This is a genomic window from Rickettsiales bacterium (assembly GCA_035765535.1).
In the GTDB taxonomy this organism is placed as follows: Bacteria; Pseudomonadota; Alphaproteobacteria; order Rickettsiales; family JABCZZ01; genus JABCZZ01.
Window position 1 is genome coordinate 475,793 of record DASTXE010000006.1, and the last position, 19,319, is coordinate 495,111.

17 protein-coding genes are annotated in these 19,319 nt (G+C 52.5%); 9 read left to right on the top strand and 8 right to left on the bottom strand.

Annotated features, from left to right (window positions below):
• The first annotated feature begins 25 nt into the window (after positions 1-25).
• The 3 genes from guaB to VFT64_11045 all read left to right on the top strand — a co-directional run bounded on the left by guaB (position 26) and on the right by VFT64_11045 (position 4,099).
• Positions 26-1,489, top strand: a complete 1,464-nt coding sequence (gene guaB / locus VFT64_11035) for an IMP dehydrogenase (protein ID HEU5048361.1) — start codon at positions 26-28, stop codon at positions 1,487-1,489.
• Between the two features lie 666 nt (positions 1,490-2,155).
• The gene (locus VFT64_11040) at positions 2,156-2,335 is read left to right on the top strand and encodes a hypothetical protein (protein ID HEU5048362.1); all 180 of its coding nucleotides are present in this window, start codon (positions 2,156-2,158) and stop codon (positions 2,333-2,335) included.
• 36 nt (positions 2,336-2,371) lie between these two features.
• On the top strand, positions 2,372-4,099 hold the full coding sequence (locus VFT64_11045; protein HEU5048363.1) for a DUF6600 domain-containing protein: 1,728 nt from the start codon (positions 2,372-2,374) through the stop codon (positions 4,097-4,099).
• Between the two features lie 57 nt (positions 4,100-4,156).
• Here the strand turns inward: VFT64_11045 and VFT64_11050 are convergent, their stop codons facing one another.
• From VFT64_11050 to parC, 3 genes are read right to left on the bottom strand one after another with little or no spacing between them, the layout of a single operon-like run.
• Entirely contained in the window at positions 4,157-4,333 is a 177-nt protein-coding gene (locus VFT64_11050) for a Trm112 family protein (protein HEU5048364.1), read from the bottom strand.
• A gap of 10 nt (positions 4,334-4,343) precedes the next feature.
• Complete coding sequence (locus tag VFT64_11055; protein ID HEU5048365.1) at positions 4,344-5,249, bottom strand: co-chaperone YbbN; 906 nt, start codon at positions 5,247-5,249, stop codon at positions 4,344-4,346.
• A gap of 32 nt (positions 5,250-5,281) precedes the next feature.
• Positions 5,282-7,510 carry a DNA topoisomerase IV subunit A gene (gene parC, locus VFT64_11060; GenBank protein HEU5048366.1) on the bottom strand — a complete coding sequence of 743 codons (2,229 nt, stop codon included), beginning with the start codon at positions 7,508-7,510 and terminating at the stop codon, positions 5,282-5,284.
• Between the two features lie 59 nt (positions 7,511-7,569).
• Here parC and VFT64_11065 point away from each other — a divergent pair, with 59 nt between their 5' ends.
• Both VFT64_11065 and trmFO read left to right on the top strand, forming a co-directional pair.
• The gene (locus VFT64_11065) at positions 7,570-8,361 is read left to right on the top strand and encodes a creatininase family protein (GenBank protein ID HEU5048367.1); all 792 of its coding nucleotides are present in this window, start codon (positions 7,570-7,572) and stop codon (positions 8,359-8,361) included.
• Positions 8,361-9,656, top strand: a complete 1,296-nt coding sequence (trmFO, locus tag VFT64_11070; protein ID HEU5048368.1) for a methylenetetrahydrofolate--tRNA-(uracil(54)-C(5))-methyltransferase (FADH(2)-oxidizing) TrmFO — start codon at positions 8,361-8,363, stop codon at positions 9,654-9,656. Before VFT64_11065 ends, trmFO begins: the two co-directional genes overlap by 1 nt.
• A 3-nt stretch (positions 9,657-9,659) precedes the next feature.
• Here trmFO and VFT64_11075 read toward each other — a convergent pair whose 3' ends face one another.
• From VFT64_11075 to VFT64_11095, 5 genes are all read right to left on the bottom strand, one after another.
• Complete coding sequence (locus tag VFT64_11075; protein HEU5048369.1) at positions 9,660-10,154, bottom strand: TlpA disulfide reductase family protein; 495 nt, start codon at positions 10,152-10,154, stop codon at positions 9,660-9,662.
• 2 nt (positions 10,155-10,156) lie between these two features.
• Positions 10,157-11,698, bottom strand: coding sequence for an ATP-binding protein (locus VFT64_11080; GenBank protein ID HEU5048370.1), 1,542 nt, complete (start codon positions 11,696-11,698; stop codon positions 10,157-10,159).
• 12 nt (positions 11,699-11,710) lie between these two features.
• Entirely contained in the window at positions 11,711-12,286 is a 576-nt protein-coding gene (locus tag VFT64_11085) for a YfiR family protein (GenBank protein ID HEU5048371.1), read from the bottom strand.
• Positions 12,287-12,479: 193 nt separating this feature from the next.
• Complete coding sequence (locus tag VFT64_11090) at positions 12,480-14,516, bottom strand: TonB-dependent receptor (GenBank protein ID HEU5048372.1); 2,037 nt, start codon at positions 14,514-14,516, stop codon at positions 12,480-12,482.
• 178 nt (positions 14,517-14,694) lie between these two features.
• Entirely contained in the window at positions 14,695-15,498 is an 804-nt protein-coding gene (locus VFT64_11095; GenBank protein HEU5048373.1) for a hypothetical protein, read from the bottom strand.
• Positions 15,499-15,720: 222 nt separating this feature from the next.
• Here VFT64_11095 and VFT64_11100 point away from each other — a divergent pair, with 222 nt between their 5' ends.
• The 4 genes from VFT64_11100 to VFT64_11115 are packed head-to-tail and all read left to right on the top strand — an operon-like array spanning position 15,721 to position 19,319.
• Entirely contained in the window at positions 15,721-16,179 is a 459-nt protein-coding gene (locus VFT64_11100) for a cell division/cell wall cluster transcriptional repressor MraZ (GenBank protein ID HEU5048374.1), read from the top strand.
• Between the two features lie 17 nt (positions 16,180-16,196).
• The gene (gene rsmH, locus VFT64_11105; protein ID HEU5048375.1) at positions 16,197-17,174 is read left to right on the top strand and encodes a 16S rRNA (cytosine(1402)-N(4))-methyltransferase RsmH; all 978 of its coding nucleotides are present in this window, start codon (positions 16,197-16,199) and stop codon (positions 17,172-17,174) included.
• A complete protein-coding gene (locus VFT64_11110; protein HEU5048376.1) occupies positions 17,171-17,557 on the top strand; it encodes a hypothetical protein in 387 nt (128 codons plus the stop codon). Before rsmH ends, VFT64_11110 begins: the two co-directional genes overlap by 4 nt.
• Positions 17,535-19,319 carry a penicillin-binding protein 2 gene (locus tag VFT64_11115; GenBank protein HEU5048377.1) on the top strand — a complete coding sequence of 595 codons (1,785 nt, stop codon included), beginning with the start codon at positions 17,535-17,537 and terminating at the stop codon, positions 19,317-19,319. The genes VFT64_11110 and VFT64_11115 overlap by 23 nt, the downstream gene beginning before the upstream one ends.

The following is a 19,319-nucleotide window of genomic DNA, read 5'->3' on the forward strand; positions in this document are numbered from 1 at the left end:
TCGCAAATTTTCTTGAGGTCGAATTATGGAATTTGTGGAAGCGCTTACATTTGACGATGTCCTGCTGAAGCCCCGCGCCTCGTCTGTTCTCCCAAACGAAACCGATACTTCCACACGCATCACACGCGATATCAAGCTCGGCATCCCGCTCATTTCCGCAGCCATGGACACGGTCACCGAAAGCGGTCTTGCCATCGCCATGGCACAGAATGGCGGCATCGGCTGTATTCATAAGAACCTTGCTATTGAAGCCCAGGCCGACGAAATCCGCAAAGTAAAGAAATTTGAATCCGGCATGGTCGTCAATCCCGTGACGATTACTCCAGAGGCCACGCTTTCACAGGCGCTCGGCCTCATGAAGGCGAACCATATCTCCGGCATCCCTGTGGTGGAGCCCAAGACCGGCAAGCTTGTGGGCATCCTGACCAACCGCGACGTACGCTTCGCTTCCGACCCGAAACAGAGCGTGCAGGAACTGATGACGAAGGAAAAGCTCGTCACTGTGCAGGAAGGCGTGGACCGCGAACAGGCAAAGAAACTGCTGCACCAGCACCGTATTGAAAAACTGATCGTGGTGGACGACGCTTATCGCTGCATCGGCCTTATCACCGTAAAAGATATTGAAAAAGCGCGCGCCTTCCCCGCCGCCTCCAAAGATTCACTGGGACGCCTGCGCGTCGCCGGTGCTGTGGGTACGGGCGCAGACGGCATGCTTCGCGCGGAAGCGCTGATCGCTGCCGGGGTGGACGTTATCACCGTGGATACGGCGCACGGTCATTCCAAAGGTGTGATCGACGCGGTGAAGAACATCAAAGCCCGCTTCAAGGATATCCAGATCATCGCCGGCAACATCGCCACCAAGGAAGGTGCAGAAGCCCTGATCGAAGCAGGTGCGGACGCGGTGAAAGTAGGCATTGGCCCCGGCTCCATCTGCACAACGCGTATCGTCGCAGGTGTCGGCGTACCCCAGCTTTCCGCGGTTATGGACGTTGCAAGCGTTGCACGCAAAGCAGGTGTGCCCGTGATTGCGGACGGCGGCATTAAATATTCCGGCGACCTCGCCAAGGCAATCGCCGCGGGTGCAGATTGCGCCATGCTCGGCTCACTCTTTGCAGGCACGGAAGAAGCTCCGGGGGATGTCGTGCTCTATCAGGGCCGTTCTTATAAAGCATACCGCGGCATGGGCTCAGTCGGCGCCATGGCGCGCGGCTCAGCCGACCGTTATTTCCAGCAGGAAATCAAGGACAGTCTGAAACTTGTGCCTGAAGGCGTGGAAGGCCGAGTGCCGTTCAAGGGCTCCGTTTCCGGCGTGATCCACCAGCTGGTGGGCGGCCTGAAATCCGCGATGGGCTATACTGGTAATGCCACCATCTCTGGACTGCAGACGAACCGCGAGTTCGTACGCATCACCAATGCGGGCCTTTCGGAATCCCACGCGCATGATATCATCATCACGCACGAAGCGCCGAATTACCGCATTAACAGCTAGAATTGCTGTCACAAAAGATTCACTACCCTTATTAAGTGCAATTGATCTATAGTTGCCCTACTATACGGCGTGCCGTCATTTTGTATGGCATCAGGCTGTTTCAGCGTGAGGCAAACAGATGGCATCACGCTTTCAACGGCGACAGCGGACAAAGAAGTCCGGGTCCTGCGCCCCGAAAAATCGGAGGCAAAATGATCAAACGCATCAGACGTCTACTCTGTCCGGTAAAACGCGCACGCTCCCGAAAGATGTGAGGAAATGTGTAATCGAAAAGGTTGCAAGTTCAAAAAAGGACCTGCGGCATGCGCGAGCCCAATCCGTAAATGCGGCAGGACATCAGCATGGCTCTGCTATGCGCACTCACTATGCTCCAGCTGCTGCAATGCCTGTGTGATGGCAGCAGAAACTCCATGCAGGGATCAAGTGAAGTGGTAGTGATTGAGGGAGCACAGTGCTGGAACAGTTGGCGACGACTATTCAGGTACTGACTCTTCTCTTTCACGGTCTCCATAAGCTCTGGTGCTTGAGCCTTCCCCACATAAACAACTTATAAAAATCCACCCCAAAATGGTTACACATTCGTAATACCCCGCTCAAGCGCCGGTAATGCGCACCCTGCTATATATACCTCATCAGGCAACAAAGCCTGCAGAAACAGAGGAAAATATGTTCAGGAAAACCATAGTCACCGTTTTAGGTCTGGGCCTGCTTCTCACATCTTTATCAGGCTGCATCGTGGAGCCGGCAAGACCTGCCGCCGTTTATTACGCTCCTCCTCCGCCGCCGCGCTATTACATCGCTCCGGCACCGGTTTACTATCACAGATACCATTATCGTTATTATTAATAGTGGAATCATAACCGGTAACCCGACAGGATTATTATGCGCACGAAAAAACCTCTCCCGTCCCTGCTGCTTGCGGCGGCGCTGCTACTCACCACCAGCGCCACCGCCTGGGCCGATCCCCCCGCCCGTGTGGGCCGCATCGGCTATCTTCAGGGGGAGGTCGCATTTCATAATGCGGAACAGTCCCAATGGACGTCGGCCATGTTCAATTACCCTGTTACAACCGGAGATGCTTTCTGGACGGATCAGGGCGCCAGAACGGAGATTCAGGTCGGCGCGTCGGAAATCCGGATGGATCAGGCAACGGAGCTGGACATCACGCGCCTGGACGATGAGGCGATGCAGCTGAACGTGCCGCAAGGGACGATCAACATTCATCTGCATACCCCTCCCGCAACGCCTGTGCAGGTGATTACACCGCAAGGGGAGATCGACCTGCTGCAGCCGGGCAGTTATCACATAGAAGCTTCCCATCCCGGCGCGATGCCGAGTGCTTCCGTCACAGTGCTGGAAGGTAGCGCGCAGATACAAGGCCCCTCTTCTCCTCTCAGCATATCAGCGGGAGAACATGCAACCCTGTCCGGTTCCCCTGCTTCTGTAACGCTCGACGAAGCCATTCCCACAGCCTTTGATAACTGGGCGCTGACGCGTGAACACCGCGAAGTGGAACTGGGAACCGCACATTATGTTTCGGCGGAAACAACCGGAATCAATGACCTGAATAATTACGGGCAATGGGCCTCCACTCCCAGCTACGGCGCTGTCTGGTATCCGTCTGCAGTTCCTGCCGGATGGGCTCCGTACCGTTATGGCCACTGGGCCTACGTCGCACCCTGGGGATGGACCTGGATAGATGATGCACCCTGGGGATTCGCGCCATTCCATTACGGACGCTGGGCGCATATTCATGGAAGATGGGGTTGGTGTCCCGGTGAGCGGGAAGCGCATCCGGTTTATGCCCCCGCCCTGGTGACCTTTGTCGGCGACAGATCCTCTGTCGGCTGGGTCCCGCTGGCACCGCATGAAGCGTTCCGCCCTTATTATCATACAAGTATGAATTACATCCGAAACGTGAATGCCAATAATGTAGACAAAACCACGATAAATCGCATCACTGTTAACAATGTCACTAACAACGTAAACATCAACCAGTATGCTAACAGCAAAGTGATAACCATGGTGCCGCATTCAGCCTTTGCCAAAGGAGCACCGGTTCACCACACATCGCTTCCGATTCAACCCTCGCAGATAACCAAAGCAAATATAACAACCGACGTCGACCGCATAACCCCATCGCGGGAAAGCAGACACGAACATTTCAGAAACATCCCGCCTGCACATCATGAAACGCAGGCACATATTCCGACTTCAGTACCTATAGCCATGCCACACCGGGAACATGAGCATAAGGCGAATGAGCATGAGATAGCACGTCCAACACCTCCTGCTGCACCGCAGCACCCAATTCCGCCGCTTGTAAAAGAGCCGCAAATGATACGTCATGATATGCCGGAAAATCATATTCCAAAGCCCATAGCACAACCGCGCCCCATGGAGATTACGCATCCCGTTCAGCATTTCCAGATAGAACCGACGCCGCAAGGTTGGCAGAGAGTACCGCATGAGCAGCATGGGCCGTCACAGGAACAACATGGCGCAGGGCATCCTGTGGAGCAACATCCTCATGCACAGGAACAGCCCCACAGAGCCGAACCGCATTCTGCCGCACCAAGAGATACAAATGATAATAGAGGCCACCCGTAAACAGACAAAGGCACTAAAGATCTGGCGAGCTATTCGTGAGCCAGGGTATAGTAGACTCTATGAATCTAACTTACGGGCTTCTTCGACCAGCATGATAGGAATGCCGTCGCGGATTGGATAGGCGAGCTTTGCTTTATCGCTGATCAATTCCTGACTGGTGGCATCGTAACGCAATGCGCTTTTTGTCAGCGGGCAAACCAGCAGCTCTAATAATTTAGGATCGACATTCGCCATAATTACCGCCTTATTTAAACAAAATAGCCGAAAGCTTACGCCGTCCGGTCTGCGCAACCGGATTCTCAAAACCCAGTGCCTCGAACATCGTGAGCAATTGCTTGCGCGCCGCCCCGTCATTCCATTCTTTATCAGCCGCAATTACCTTCAGCAATTCCTCGACCGCCTCTTCCGCATTGCCGGAAGCGTAAAGCGCCGCCGCCAGATCAGAGCGTGCCTGGTGGTCGGCAGGATTCGCCGCCAGCGCCTTATGAAGTTTCTCCAGCGCCTCCGGCTTCGGCGCATTCTTTGCAAGATTAAGCCGCGCATTTGCTGCGACCACCGCTTCATGATTCGCACCTGTTTCCGGCACGGCTTTCAGCAGCGCTTCCGCCTGCTCCAGATTGCCCGTTGCGATGAAAGCAGAGGCAAGCCCCGCAATCGCTTCCACATTTTCAGGCTCCATCTGCAGCACAGCCTGGAAATAACGCATTGCCGTCTGTGCGTCGCCTGCCTCAAGCAGCATCGCCGCCTGTTTCAGCATTTCCTTGGCGTCTTCTTCTTCCGGTGTCGCCTGCATGAACTGCGCGAACAATTGCTTAAGCTGGCTTTCCTGCATCGCACCGGAGAATCCGTCCACCGGCTGACCGCCTACGAAAATATAGACCATCGGCACGGACTGGATGCGGAACTGCTGCGCGAGCTGCGGGTTTTTGTCAATATCCACGCGGGCAAGCTTCAGCCTGCCCTTGGCATCGTTCACCACTTTTTCCAGTGTCGGCCCGAACTGCTTGCAAGGTGTACACCAGGTTGCCGTGAAATACACCACCACCGGCACCTGCAGCGAGGCCTGTATGACCTCATGCATGAAATTCTGTACTGTCGCTTCGATGATATGGCTGCCGGAAGTCTCTTCTGCAGCTTTGTTGGAAAGCATGACCATAACCGACCTATCTAATTAGAATTAACTTACTCAAATAAGTTAGAGCGCGGGAAACCTGTCGGCGGCAGACGTCCTGCCGTTCCACGATGACCGAGCCAGGGCTTGATATCCTCTTCCGTGCGCACACGCTCACCGGATTTCCAGGAAAGCCCATCCGCCTGGTTAAAAATCTTCACATCCGCCAGCGACCCGCCTTTATATTTTTGCAAGGCAACACCCTGCCCACGCGTCATCTCCGGGATTTCGCTGATCGGGAATATGAGCAGCTTACGGTTATCGCCGATCACGGCCACACTGTCGCCATCCACCACACGCAACGCAAGCGCACGCCCCTTATCGACTGTATTAAGAATCTGCTTGCCGTTCTTCGTGCTCGCCACCACATCTTCCGATTTCACCACGAAGCCCCTGCCCGCATCGGACGCCACAAGGAACTTCACCTCCGGCACGAACACGCTTAAGTCGACAATGTCATGCTCGTTGCCAAGCTCAATAAACAGGCGCACAGGATCGCCATGCCCTTTGCCACGGGAAATCTTATCGCAAGGAATCGTGAAGAATTTCCCGTCCGTGGCAAACAGCAGCAGCTTGTCCGTCGTCTGCGCAAATATAAAGAATTTACCTTCGTCACCTTCTTTATATTTGATGTCGCTGAGATCGGTCGTATGTCCTTTAACCGCCCTGATCCAGCCCATCTTCGAGCAGATGATCGTGATCGGCTCTTTCTCGACCAGTGCCTCGATGGAAATGACGGAGACCGCAGGCGCATCTGCAAACTCAGTGCGTCTTCTGCCGATCTCGGTTGCTTCCCCGAACGCTTTCTTGATTTCCTTAATCTCTTTGGCAATCACCTTCGCGCGCTTTTCGTCAGAATTGGCGATTTCATTCAGCTCTTCCTGCTCTTTAAGCAGATTATCGTTTTCCTGGCGGATCTCAATCTCGTCCAGCTTACGCAACGAACGCAGGCGCATATTGAGGATAGCTTCGGCCTGTACGTCCGTAAGCTTCCACCGCTTCATCATCTTGGGCTTGGGTTCGTCTTCCTCACGGATGAGTTTGATCACTTCATCCAGATTCAGATAAGCAATAAGCAAACCGCCCAACACTTCCAGCCGGTGCGCGATCTTCTCAAGCCGGTACTTCGTGCGCCGCAGCACGACTTCATCACGATGCGCGAAAAATTCCAGAAGCACTTCACGCAGGTTCAGCACCTGCGGCATATTGCCCCCTGTCAGCACGTTCATATTCATATTGAAGCGCGTTTCCAGGTCCGTCACCTTGAAGAGCGATTCCATGAGCATGTCCGCATCGATCTGCCGGTTCTTCGGCTCGAGCACGATGCGTATTTCTTCCGTCGATTCATCACGGATGTTACCAAGGAACGGCAGCTTCTTATTTTTAAACAGCTCGGCAATTTTCTCGATCAGGCGCGATTTCTGAACCTGGTACGGAATCTCCGTCACCACGATCTGGTAAAGCCCGTGGCTCAGTTGCTCTTTCTCCCAGCGCGCACGCACGCGGAAACTGCCGCGCCCCGTTTCATACGCCTGCAGGATGTTCTGGTGCGGCTCAACAACGATACCGCCCGTCGGGAAATCCGGCCCCTTGACGAACTCCATCAGCTTCGCAACCGATGCATTGGGATGCTGGATCAGGTAGATCAGCGCATCGCACAATTCGCCGACATTATGCGGCGGAATCGAAGTCGCCATGCCCACCGCAATACCTTCTGAGCCGTTAGCAAGCAGGTTCGGAAAGCTTGCAGGCAGCACGATCGGCTCATGGTCCTCACCGTCGTAAGTCGGGCGGAAATCCACCGTATCCTGATCGATCCCGGCCAGCAGCGCAACCGCCACATCCGTCAGACGCGCTTCGGTATAACGCATCGCGGCTGCGTTATCGCCGTCAATACTGCCGAAATTCCCCTGGCCTTCCACGAGCGGATAACGTACCGCAAAGGACTGCGCCAGACGCACAAGTGTATCGTAAACCGCCGTATCGCCATGCGGATGGTATTTACCGATAACGTCACCCACAACGCGGGCGCATTTTTTAAAGCCTGATTTCGGGTCGAGCTTGAGCTGCAGCATCGCGTAAAGCAGCCTGCGATGCACCGGCTTAAGCCCGTCACGCACGTCCGGCAGCGAACGGGACATGATCGTGGAAAGCGCATACGCAAGATAACGCTCGGAAATCGCGTCTTTAAATGACACGTCCGTAATGATAGGCGTATTGTCTGATTTCTCTGGTTTCATAATTCGTAAACTTCTATATACACCATACCAACGCCAAATCAACAGAGGGCTTGCGCTTTATGCGGATTATTTACGCCACGGCAGTTTCCATCGCCATTTTCTCAGCCAATTGCGCCACTGCCGCGCCTGTCTGGATGCAGGATATGACATGGCAGGAAATAGACAAAGCCATCAAATCCGGGAAAACTACCGTCATTGTACCAACCGGCGGCATCGAACAGAACGGTCCGCATCTGACGCTCGGCAAACATAATTTCATTCTGGAAAAAACGGCGCCCGCTATTGCGGAAAAACTTGGCAATGCGCTGGTTGCTCCGATTATTCCTTATGTTCCCGAAGGTAACGCTACCCCTCCTGAAGGCCATATGCGATTTGCAGGCACTATCTCCATGCAGCCTGCTACCTTTGCGGCAGTGCTGGAAGATACGGCCGCGAGCCTCAAACAGCATGGCTTTAAATATATCTGCTTTATCGGCGAGCATGGGGGAAGCCAGGCCGTACAGGGCGACGTCGCCGCTAAACTCTCTGCACAATGGCATAAGGAAGGTGTGAGAGTCATTCAGGTCGATGATTATTACGATGCGGATAACGGCCAGGTCGCATGGGCGAAAAAGGCGGTGCCTGCCGAAAAAGATATCGAGGCACATGGCGGTTTTGCCGATACATCGGAAATGCTTGCCGTCGCTCCGCAGGAAGTGCGTAATAACTTGCGTGCCCCCTACGCAGCAGGCGATTACGAAAAAACCGGGGCCGCCGGTTCCTCCGTCCATGCAAGCAAGCAATATGGTGAAAAGCTGCTGGAACTGAAGGTTGAAGCAGCCGTAAAAGAAATCGAGAAAGCAGAGAAATAATGAATCCCATTCACGTCATTGGCAGCGGGCTGGCCGGCAGCGAAGCCGCATGGCAAATTGCTCAGGCCGGAAAATCCGTTATCCTTCATGAAATGCGCCCGCTTGTTAAAACCGATGCGCACCAAACCGACAAAAGCGCCGAGCTTGTCTGCTCCAACTCTTTCCGCTCAGACGATCACGTGAACAACGCCGTCGGCCTGCTGCATGAGGAAATGCGCCGCTGCGGCTCGCTCATCATGCGTGAGGCAGATAAACATAAACTCCCTGCAGGCTCCGCGCTTGCCGTAGACCGTGAAGGATTTTCGCAAGGCGTGACGGAAGCGCTTCAGAGCCACCCGATGATCACCCTCGTGCGCGAGGAAATCAGCAAATTACCCTCACCGGAATTTGGCGAAACTATTATCGCCACCGGTCCGCTCACTTCTGCAAAGCTTTCCGAATCCATTCTGAAAGTGACGGGCGAAGCCTATCTTTCCTTCTTCGATGCAATCGCCCCTATCGTGCTCAAAGACACGATCGATATGAATGTCGCCTGGTTCCAGTCGCGCTATAATAAAGGTGACGGTGCGGACTATATCAACCTGCCGATGTCCGAAACCCAATATTATGCTTTCATCGATGCGCTGATCGCAGGCGAAAAGACCGAGTTCAAGGAATGGGAAAAGAACACACCGTATTTTGAAGGCTGCCTGCCGATTGAAGTCATGGCGGAACGCGGGCGCGAAACATTACGCTTCGGCCCGATGAAACCCGTTGGCTTAGACAATCCGCACAATAGCGAACGGCCTTATGCCGTCGTGCAGCTGCGACAGGACAACAAACTCGGCACGATCTACAATATGGTCGGTTTCCAGACGAAATTGAAATACGGCGAGCAGCAGCGTGTGTTCCGCATGATACCGGGACTGGAGAACGCTGAGTTCGTGCGCCTGGGCGGCCTGCACCGCAACACCTTCATCAATAGCCCGAGATTGCTGACCGAAGATCTGCGCCTGAAAGCTGCACCGCATATCCGTTTTGCAGGACAGGTCACAGGCGTGGAAGGTTACGTTGAAAGCGCAGCCACCGGTTTACTCGCAGGCCGTTTCGCTGCCGGAAAGATGACTCCTCCTCCCGCCACCACAGCACTGGGTGGATTACTGAATCACATCACGGGCGGCGCGGAAAGCAAGCATTTCCAGCCGATGAATATCAATTTCGGCCTGCTTCCACCACTACAAGGAAAAATTCGCAAAGACGAACGCGCCGCACGCATGACAGGACGCGCAAAAGAAGATCTGTCCGGGTGGATATAAGGATTATTTTTTAAGCAACGGCAGCACGTCCCGATCCAGATTCTTCCGGTTCAGCGGAATCAGGTCCGGGGAAACAGCCAGCCGAATGATCCCTTTTCGATCGATGACATAAGTCAGCGGAATAGCGTGCGGAGTATCGAATTCATTGGGATGCATATCGTCTGCCATAAAAGCACTGAATGCATAAGGCTCCATAACCTTCTTCACCTTGTCGCGGTCACTGTAACGGTCAAGGCTGACTGCAATAATTTCCAGTCCGCCTTCATGGTGCGCACGGTAAAACCCATCCAGCGCCTGCATCTCTTCACGGCATAAAATACACCAGGTCGCCCAGAAATGCACCAGAACCACCTGCCCCCTGAGCTTACCCAAATCTACCGTATGTCCGCTTAAATCCTGCCCCGCCAGCGCAGGTGCTTCCTTACCTGCCGCGGGTTCTGCTGCCTGCGCAGGCAGGCAGACTATCAGCAGCAATAATGTTATAAGAACACGATTCATGATTAAGCCATATGTTCTGCTGTCGAGCCTGTATCCATCAGCTCGCTGATATAAGTGGGATCGGCAATGAAATGCAGCGTCACTTCCGTACCGACGCCGATTTCGCTGTCAATCGCAATACTGCCGTAATGCAGCGCCATCAGGTTGCGTGTAAGCGGCAGGCCAAGACCCGTGCCGCCGTAACGGCGGTTCAGTCCGCTATCCACCTGTTCGAAGCCCTGGAATACGCGGGAGATGCTTTCCTTCTCCATGCCTATGCCGCTATCACGAATGGTAATGACAAAATCCGTGACAATGCCACCGCGCATATACGGAGTTACCCGCATATACACATTACCGCCCGACTGCGTGAACTTCACGGCGTTGGACAGGATGTTGAGAATGATCTGGGAGAAACGCAGACGGTCGGCAATAATCGGAGTGGTCTGCTCCGGAAGCTCGGCTGTAATGGTAACGCCGCATTCCGCCGCACGCTTCTCCATAATGCGGATACACTTGCTGATGGCGCCGACAATATCCACGCGCTCGAACATGAGGACCATCTTGCCAGATTCCGCTTTGGAAAGATCCAGAATATCGTTGATGATATCCAGCAGATGACTGCCGGCGCTGTTGATGTCATTCGCATATTCAAGATACTTCTCGCTGCCGAGCTTACCGAACAGCTGCTCTTTGAAGACCGATGAGAAACCGATAATCGCATTCAGCGGCGTGCGCAGTTCATGGCTCACATTGGCCAGGAAATGCGACTTGGCGATGCTTGCGCTTTCCGCATCTTTCTTCGCCTTGCCTAACTCTTCATTCTGACGCAACAGCTTGCGATCACGCGCCTGGATCTCATCCAACATCGCATTGAATGCATCGATCAGCATGTCAATTTCATTGTCGCTGCGCCCGCCCACAGGAACATATTCCTGCGCCATGCGAAGCGAGAAATCTTCTTCCACCGTGACACGCCGCGCCGTATCGGCAAGCGCAAGTATCGGCTGGGAAATCGTGCCCTGCACACCGAGCGCAAACAAAGAAGACCCCATGCCGATGACGATGATAATCGCCAGAGCGAGAAAAATCTGCTTGATCAGATACGCCCTGATCTCGCGCATATCGGATTCAAGCACGATCGAAGCCACCAGCATGCCGTTATTGTCCAGATGCTTGATCACAAGTGCATTGCCCTCGTAATCCCCTACCCCTTCGGAGCGCCCGTTAATGTCAGGGCAGGTCTTATCCTGGACGGAAGAACTGAAATAAGCTGCCGCCGGAACAGCACTCGCATCATACATGCATACGCGCAGGATAGAAGGCTTGGAGCTGAAAACATCACGCAGATTATTGGTCGCCGCGTCTTTCTGGTCGAAACTGATATAAGCCAGATTGCTTTTGCCCACGTTAACGGCTGTATCTTCGAGCTGCGAAAGCAGGCTCTCGCGCATATTGTATATACCAATCAGCGTAATGATGATCGTCGTCAGGATGATCGCAACCCCGCTGACTACTGTAATCAGTAGTGTAAGACGCTTTTTAATGGTTGCATGTTTCATCATATGATCTGCGTCCTACTTGATGACTTCCGCTGCGATCTGCAGCAGCCTCGCATCAATACTGAGTCCGCTGGCTTCCGCCGACTTCAGGTTGATACGCAGATTGATTTTATCCTTGGAAAAAAGCCCAATACTTTTCCCCACCGTAACCATTTCGATGATGCCACCTTCATCCGCAAACCCTTTCGATTCGCTGATGCTGAGCACAGGATGGTGCACCACATGTGAAAGCAGTGAGGAGATAGAGTCTTCGGCGTCCTTGCCGACAAACAGCACATGACATGACTCAAGCGCATTCCCGGAAGCAGTAGTATTAATCGTCACTGCAAAATTCTGCCGATGGGCCTGTTCGAAGCTAGTAAAATAATTACTGAAATCCTTATCGCCGACAATGCAGACTGTCGCCGCATTGCTGGTCTTAGGCGTTACGGCGCCCGGCCAGTCGACAAACTTGAGAAAGTTATAAATGAATGCGATTCGGATACGGTACTGCGCAACTTCCTTGCCGCTCTCTTCATCCGCTATGGCAGGAACGAGCGTACACGTACACCAGATCAGAGCAAGCATGAGAATTGAAAATATTCTGCGCATAATGAGGTATTCTAGCGGGAATGTATTAAATAAGCCTTAACTGGAGGAGGAGTAACCGGCATCTTCGCAAATTCCTGAATATTAACCTGAGAATGTGGCAGAAAAGTAACGGTGCTTTTCCTGCATGACGGCACGCAAACAGCCCAGTTGCATAACTCAGCAGAATCACAATAGCAAGGGTTTCAGTCAGGAATCAGAACCGCACCGTGGCCTTGGCAAGCACGCTTCTGCCGACTTCAATGGGAGCCTGATAAATGAAGCCAGTGAATTCCTGGTGTTCGGACCTCAGCAGATTCTGGCCAATCAGGCTTAAATCCACGCCACTCATCGGCACCCAGCCAAGACGCATATCCAGTCGTGTATAAGCTGGCACGGAAGTTGGCGCTGCTGACTGCACATTCGGCAGTTGGTCTACGTGATACACCATTGTATCCCACTGCATATTATGCGGCAGATCCACATAGGAACGCAGGCTGAACTGCTGGTTTGGAGCATTACCTTGCCTCGTGACAAGACTGCTACCAATAATATCCAGATGCGAAACATATATCGTGTAACTGCCGTTGAACTTAATATTTTTGGTTGCCTGCCATGTAGACGCGAGTTCCACGCCGTGTGTTTCACCGCTATTAGCGTTACCCACAACCTGAGGAGCGTACGTATAAGTGCCCATGAAAGGATCGAACCTTGTGCTGGTAGCACCACTCGAAAGAGAGGCTAGATCGTGATAATAATTATAATATCCCGTCACATCTACCGAGAGATCTTCGCGCGGCATTACGCGGTAACCAAGCTCATACGAGAGCACATCTTCTGAATCAGCAAAGGGATTGCCTTTTTCAGCAACCACCGTATTGCCTGAAGGCACCGCCAGCACAAGGCTCAGATCCTGGTTGGATTGGTTCGGTGTATGGACAGCCTTGGAAACCGCTGCCCACACGGTCTGTGTGTCGGAAGGCAGCCAGGTAATCCTGGCGCTCGGTTCATATTCGAATCCGCTGAAATCATTATGCTCGAACTTGCTGCCAACCGTCAGGAACAATTTGTTCTGCACAATGGAAATTTTGTCCTGAAGGAAGCTGCTGTACAGATTCTCATAATAATTTTCCGGCTGAAAACTGACATAGAAATCATTGCCGGTAATACTGGTAATACGGCGATATCCAAGCCCCCATGTCACTTCATTATATTTATTAGGTGTCCAGTTATGCTGAAAGTCGAAATCCGTTGTCTGAGTATGGAAGCTCGTTCCATTGGCTGCATAATCGAAAAGCTCACGCACCGTATCGTCATAGTAAGCCTGTAGTGTGATATCCGAGGTGCTGCTGAACTCATGCTTCCAGCGTCCCAGCACATTCATACCGCTTACATGGTCCGTATCGTTCACTAACTGAAACCGTGAAGGTGAAACAGTGGAAGTCACAGGTAATGTGCGTATTGCATTTTCTTTGCCCTGATAGACATCCCCTTGCAATGTTCCCGTATCTTTGCCGGCTCCATTCCAGTCCATGCGGAAACCGCCCTGCCCGTTATCCCAGGCATCGCCTGCACCCTTTCCATTCAGGTTGTGCTGCTGGTTATAGTCAAAATACTGGGCATAGGTACGATACGCCAGGTTGCCGGACGTACCACCATAACGCGCACTGGTGGAAACACGCTCCTGCGTTCCCGTCGCTGCTGAAACAAGAGTGCCTTGAGTGTCTTTCGCATTCTTCGTGATAATATTGATTACGCCATTGACCGCATTCGCTCCCCAGAGCGTTGCCCCCGGTCCGCGGATCACCTCAATACGGTCAATATCTTCCAGTATCAAATTCTGTACATCCCAGAACACACCTGAAAACACCGGAGAATATACGGTTCTGCCGTCAATCAGCACCAGCAGCTTGTTGGAAAACTGGCCGTCAAACCCGCGTGAAGCAATCGCCCATTCATTGGAACCTGCTTGCGCCACCTGCAATCCCGGCACCATGCGCAGTAATTCAGGTACGCTCTGCATACCGGAACGGCGGATATCTTCCTGCGTAATAACATAAAGCGCCGCAGGAGCCTGCGACGCTTTTTCATCCCTTTTGGATACCGAGGTGACATCCATATTGACCAACTGCTGTAATGACATATTAAGCAAGTCGCTGTCATTACTCAGATCGCTTTCCTGAGCAACCGCCATTTCGGATAAGCTACAAAGCGCACTTGTCAAAAGAAACGCCATCAACAGATTATTACGCATAATCCCCCTCGCACTATTTGCAATATGGCAATTCTTATCAGGAAAAAGTTAAATATTATTTAATAAAATGCACTGTATTATAGAAAAGGGCCTTATTTCTATAGATAAATCAATGCCCCATCGCACATTTCCAAATAGGTGCGACTTATAAACAACAGTTCAACCGTGTAATTAGAGCTTAAAGGACCGCGCTGTCGTAGGACATCCGAACGATGGAATTGTTAAATACCATCTTGTCGGCAATCGCTGCATTCATCACGCAAGGCTTATTATGCATGCTGGCAGACGAGGTATATTCCGTTCCCCTCACTACCGATTTATCAATAACCGAGCTCATGAGATACAGCTTAATCTCTTCCATGGTAGGATAGACCGGTAACGGCACATCCATATGCACCTTGGTATCTTTCCACCCCATACCCACGAATTCCTGCCTGTAGAGGCGTGAATTGATTAACGGGCAGATAGCAAACAGCATATGCACATTCAGGGCAACAGACTTCTGGATGGCGCGGCGCAGGATTTCCCGTGAGATTTCACCGTTGCGGAATTCCGGCAGAATCGCAACACCCGAAACCTGTCCGTAAGATAATTGCTTATGTTGAAGATACGGAAAGAGCTTTTCCAAACGGAAATCTTCTATTTCCATAGGTAAAAGATGAGGGCGACGCGGTGTCTTGATATTAAGCCTTGCGCCACCGATGCAAAAATTACCCATTTTAGCGACTAGAATATAGCCATTGCGATCATACTCGCATTCTGCACCGGAATAGCGGGTCAACCCCAGCACTGAGCCGAAACCGTCTTCACGTATACGGTAATATTGGTGAAGCAACCCGGGATCACGGGTGAATTCAAAAACAATCTCCGGTTGCTTGGGCCTGGAATAACGCCGAATGAGCGCTTCTTCCGTATCGGGATCAAAGGAGGAGGACTGGGAAACGCCGTTTTCCGAGGGTACGGAACCTGTCAGGGGAATCATAGACGCCGCCTCCATTTATTAATTTTGCATTAATTATTATTAATAAATAGTTAATTTCCGATCTAATTGCAACAGGAATTTTGTAAAATCTTTATGAAAAATTTATACGGCGCTTTTTTGCTATAGATCCAGCCACTTTCTACTTGACCATCCCATGCCTTAGGCGTATTTTCCCATTATAGCCCATGAAATTCCATTTTATCCCAAATTATCCCAAACAAGATGCTTTTCCTATCCACATTCCAGAACAAGATCGACAAGAAAGGCCGCATTTCCGTACCTGCGACCTTCCGCGCCGCGCTTGCCAAGGATACGGAATTCTCCGGGATCATCGCATATGCATCCTTTATTAACCGCTGTGTTGAGGCCTGCAGCATCGCCCGCATCCGCAAACTGTCCGAGCGCATTGAAACGCTGGATCCTTTCTCTGAAGAACGCGATGCATTTGCCACCACCATCCTGGGCGGCAGCGTACAGCTCCCTTTTGACGGCGAAGGCCGCGTCATGCTGCCCGAACATCTGATCGAAGTTGCAGGCATTGCCGAAACGGCCATCTTTGTCGGCAAGGGCGAAACTTTTGAAATATGGGAACCGGCCGCATTCGCCGAATACTCAGCGCGCGCTCGCGACATCGCTCGCGAAAAGCGCCTGCGTTTGCGCAGTGAAGGAGCCACCCAATGAGCAAGGCTGATATAAAGATGAATGACGATAAGACAACACAAGCAGAAAAAGCTCCGCACACTTCCGTTATGTTGAATGAAGTGTTGGAGGCCATGCAGCCTGCCGACGGCGAAATTTATGTCGACGGCACGTTCGGCGCAGGCGGCTACAGCCGCGCACTGCTGGAATCTTCACGTTGCACCGTCTACGCCATTGATCGCGACCCCAACGTCTCCGTTATGGCGGAAAAACTCAGCAAAGCATTTCCCGGCCGCTTCTTCTGGCTGATGGGTAACTTCAGCGACATGGTAAACCTGCTCGCGCAGCAGGGCGTGACCTCCGTCAACGGCATCGTGCTCGATATCGGCGTCTCCTCCATGCAGTTGGATAATGCCGAGCGCGGTTTCTCCTTCAAGCATGACGGTCCGCTCGACATGCGCATGAGCGGCTCCGGTCAATCCGCATTCGATATCGTCAACAGTGCAGATGAAAAAGAGCTGGCCGATATACTCTATTATTACGGCGAAGAGCGCAAATCGCGCCAGATCGCCCGCGCCATTGTCAATGCCCGCACGGAAGCACCGATCGCGCGCACGCGGCAGCTGGCGGAAATTATTCGGCGCGTCCTGGGAAGCAAAGACGGTCTTGATCCGTCTACCCGCACCTTCCAGGCATTGCGCATTAAAGTAAATGACGAGCTGGGTGAACTGGAACAGGCTCTTTCCGCAGCAGAAAACCTGCTTGCGGAAGGCGGAAGACTTGTAGTGGTCACGTTCCATTCGCTCGAAGACCGCATCGTCAAACAGTTTTTTCAGTCGCGTTCTGGCGAGACTAGGGGAGGTTCGCGTCACCTGCCGCAAATCGGGGCAACCCACAAAGCGGCCGCTGATCACCTCCCCGTTTTTTTCTTGAACAGAAGAAAGCCTGTCCTGCCGGGTACCAGTGAACTTCGTTCCAATCCGCGCGCGCGTTCCGCCAAATTGCGCGTCGCCATTCGTTCGGGGTATGGAAAATGAATATACGCCTCTCTACTATATTATGGGTCGTCATGCTGATTACCGGCGCGTGCGGTCTTTACATGGTGAAATATAAAGTACAGGCCGTGCGCGCTGAAGTGCTCGCGACGGAGCGCCAGCTGATTGAAGAAAAGCGCAACCAGCATGTGCTCAACGCGGAATGGACATATCTGACCCGCCCGGAAAGGCTACGCACGCTGGCGGCAAAATACCTGAACATGCAGCCGATGCGCGGACAGCAGATCGCCGAATTTTCTACCCTGCCCTATGCCGCACCGGAAGGCAGCCGTACCGATGTAGCTAAACAGGAAGCGCCGCGCTCCTCCGGAACCATCAAATTCGTCAGCGGAGGTCCTGCGGATGAGGGCTACCACGACGAATAATGGGACGCGTAACAACGCACAGCCAAAAAACAGGCAGGTCATTCAACGTGAAAGCAGCGGTACAAAACTCATAGAACAAAGCAGAACGCGCCTGCTCTGTATCATTGTCTTCTTCGCCATGTCGTTCCTGGGAATCACAGGTAAGCTGATGGAGATTACTATTCTCCATCGCAATCCGGAAGCACCGGAGACCAACACAGCCAGTCCTGTAAGTGATGATAAAATCGTCGATGAAAATGCCCTGCCTATGTCCATCACTCGCAACGATATTGTGGACCGCAACGGGCTTGTGCTGGCAACGTCCCTGATTACCCAGTCCCTGTTCGCCAATCCGCGTATTATTACGGACCCCGACCAGACAGCCCGGAAACTCGTAAAAATATTTCCCGACCTGCATGAACATATTATTGCCAAGCGCCTCAAAAGTAACGGCACGTTCGTATGGATCAAACGCAACCTGACACCGAGAGAAGAAAACGCAGTTAATAATCTTGGCATACCGGGACTCTATTTCCAGCCGGAACAAAAACGCGTATACCCGTATAAGAATCTATTCTCGCATGTAGTAGGCTTCGTAGGTCTGGACGGAACCGGCCTCGCCGGCATCGAGAAATATTTCGACAAACAATTGCGTAATACCAAGGACTATAAAAAACCTCTTCAGCTCTCGCTTGATCTGCGCCTGCAGAATATCGTTGCCGAGGAAATCCGTAAAGGCATGGATGAATTCAATGCCATCGGCGCAACCGGCATCATACTCGACCTGCACAACGGTGAAATTCTTGCCATGGCTAACGTCCCTGATTTTGATCCCAACCGTCCGGCAGACTTCCCGGCGGTTAACTTATTCAATCGTGCGTCACTGGGCAGCTATGAAATGGGATCAACCTTCAAAACATTCACCACTGCCATGGCGCTCGATTACGGCACGGTGAACCTGAATGACGGATTCGACGCCAGCCGCCCTTTCATGTTCGATCATAATATCATTAAAGACGATCACCCTAAAAACCGCTGGCTGACCATTCCTGAAATCTATACTTATTCATCCAACATCGGCACAGCCCGCATGGTGATGGCCGTAGGTAAGGAAAAGCAGCAGATCTTCCTGCACAAGCTGGGGCTGATGGACAGTAAAGTAAACATTGAGCTGCCTGAGCTTGGCTCGCCGCAATATCCCAAGAACTGGAGCGAAATCAGTTCGATTACCATATCCTACGGTCACGGTATGGCGGTCACGCCGCTGCACCTGATGCGCGCATTCGCTGCTATCGTCAATGGCGGCACCTATGAAAATATGACCCTGGTGAAGGACGGTAATGCGGATAAGCCCGCACCGGAACGGGTGATCAAGGACGCTACCTCGCGCGAGTTGCGCCGCCTGATGCGCCTGGTCGTGCAGTTCGGCACCGGCAAGCAGGCGGACGTGCCAGGCTACCGCGTAGGCGGCAAAACAGGGACAGCTGAAAAAGTAAAGAGCACAGGCGGTTACAGCCATCACTCCAATCTTTCGCTTTTTATCTCCACTTTTCCTGTTGATGATCCGAAATATATAGTATTGGTAATGATGGACGACCCCAAAGGCAACAAGGCTTCGCATGGTTTCACCACTGCAGGCTGGGTTGCAGCGCCATTCGTCGGTGATATTATCAGCCGCATGGCGCCGCTGCTCGGTTTAAGGCCGGAGTTCGACGTGCCGGAGGACCCCGTCAATAAATACTGGCTGAATAACGCAATTCAACGACTGTCAATAAAAGACTGA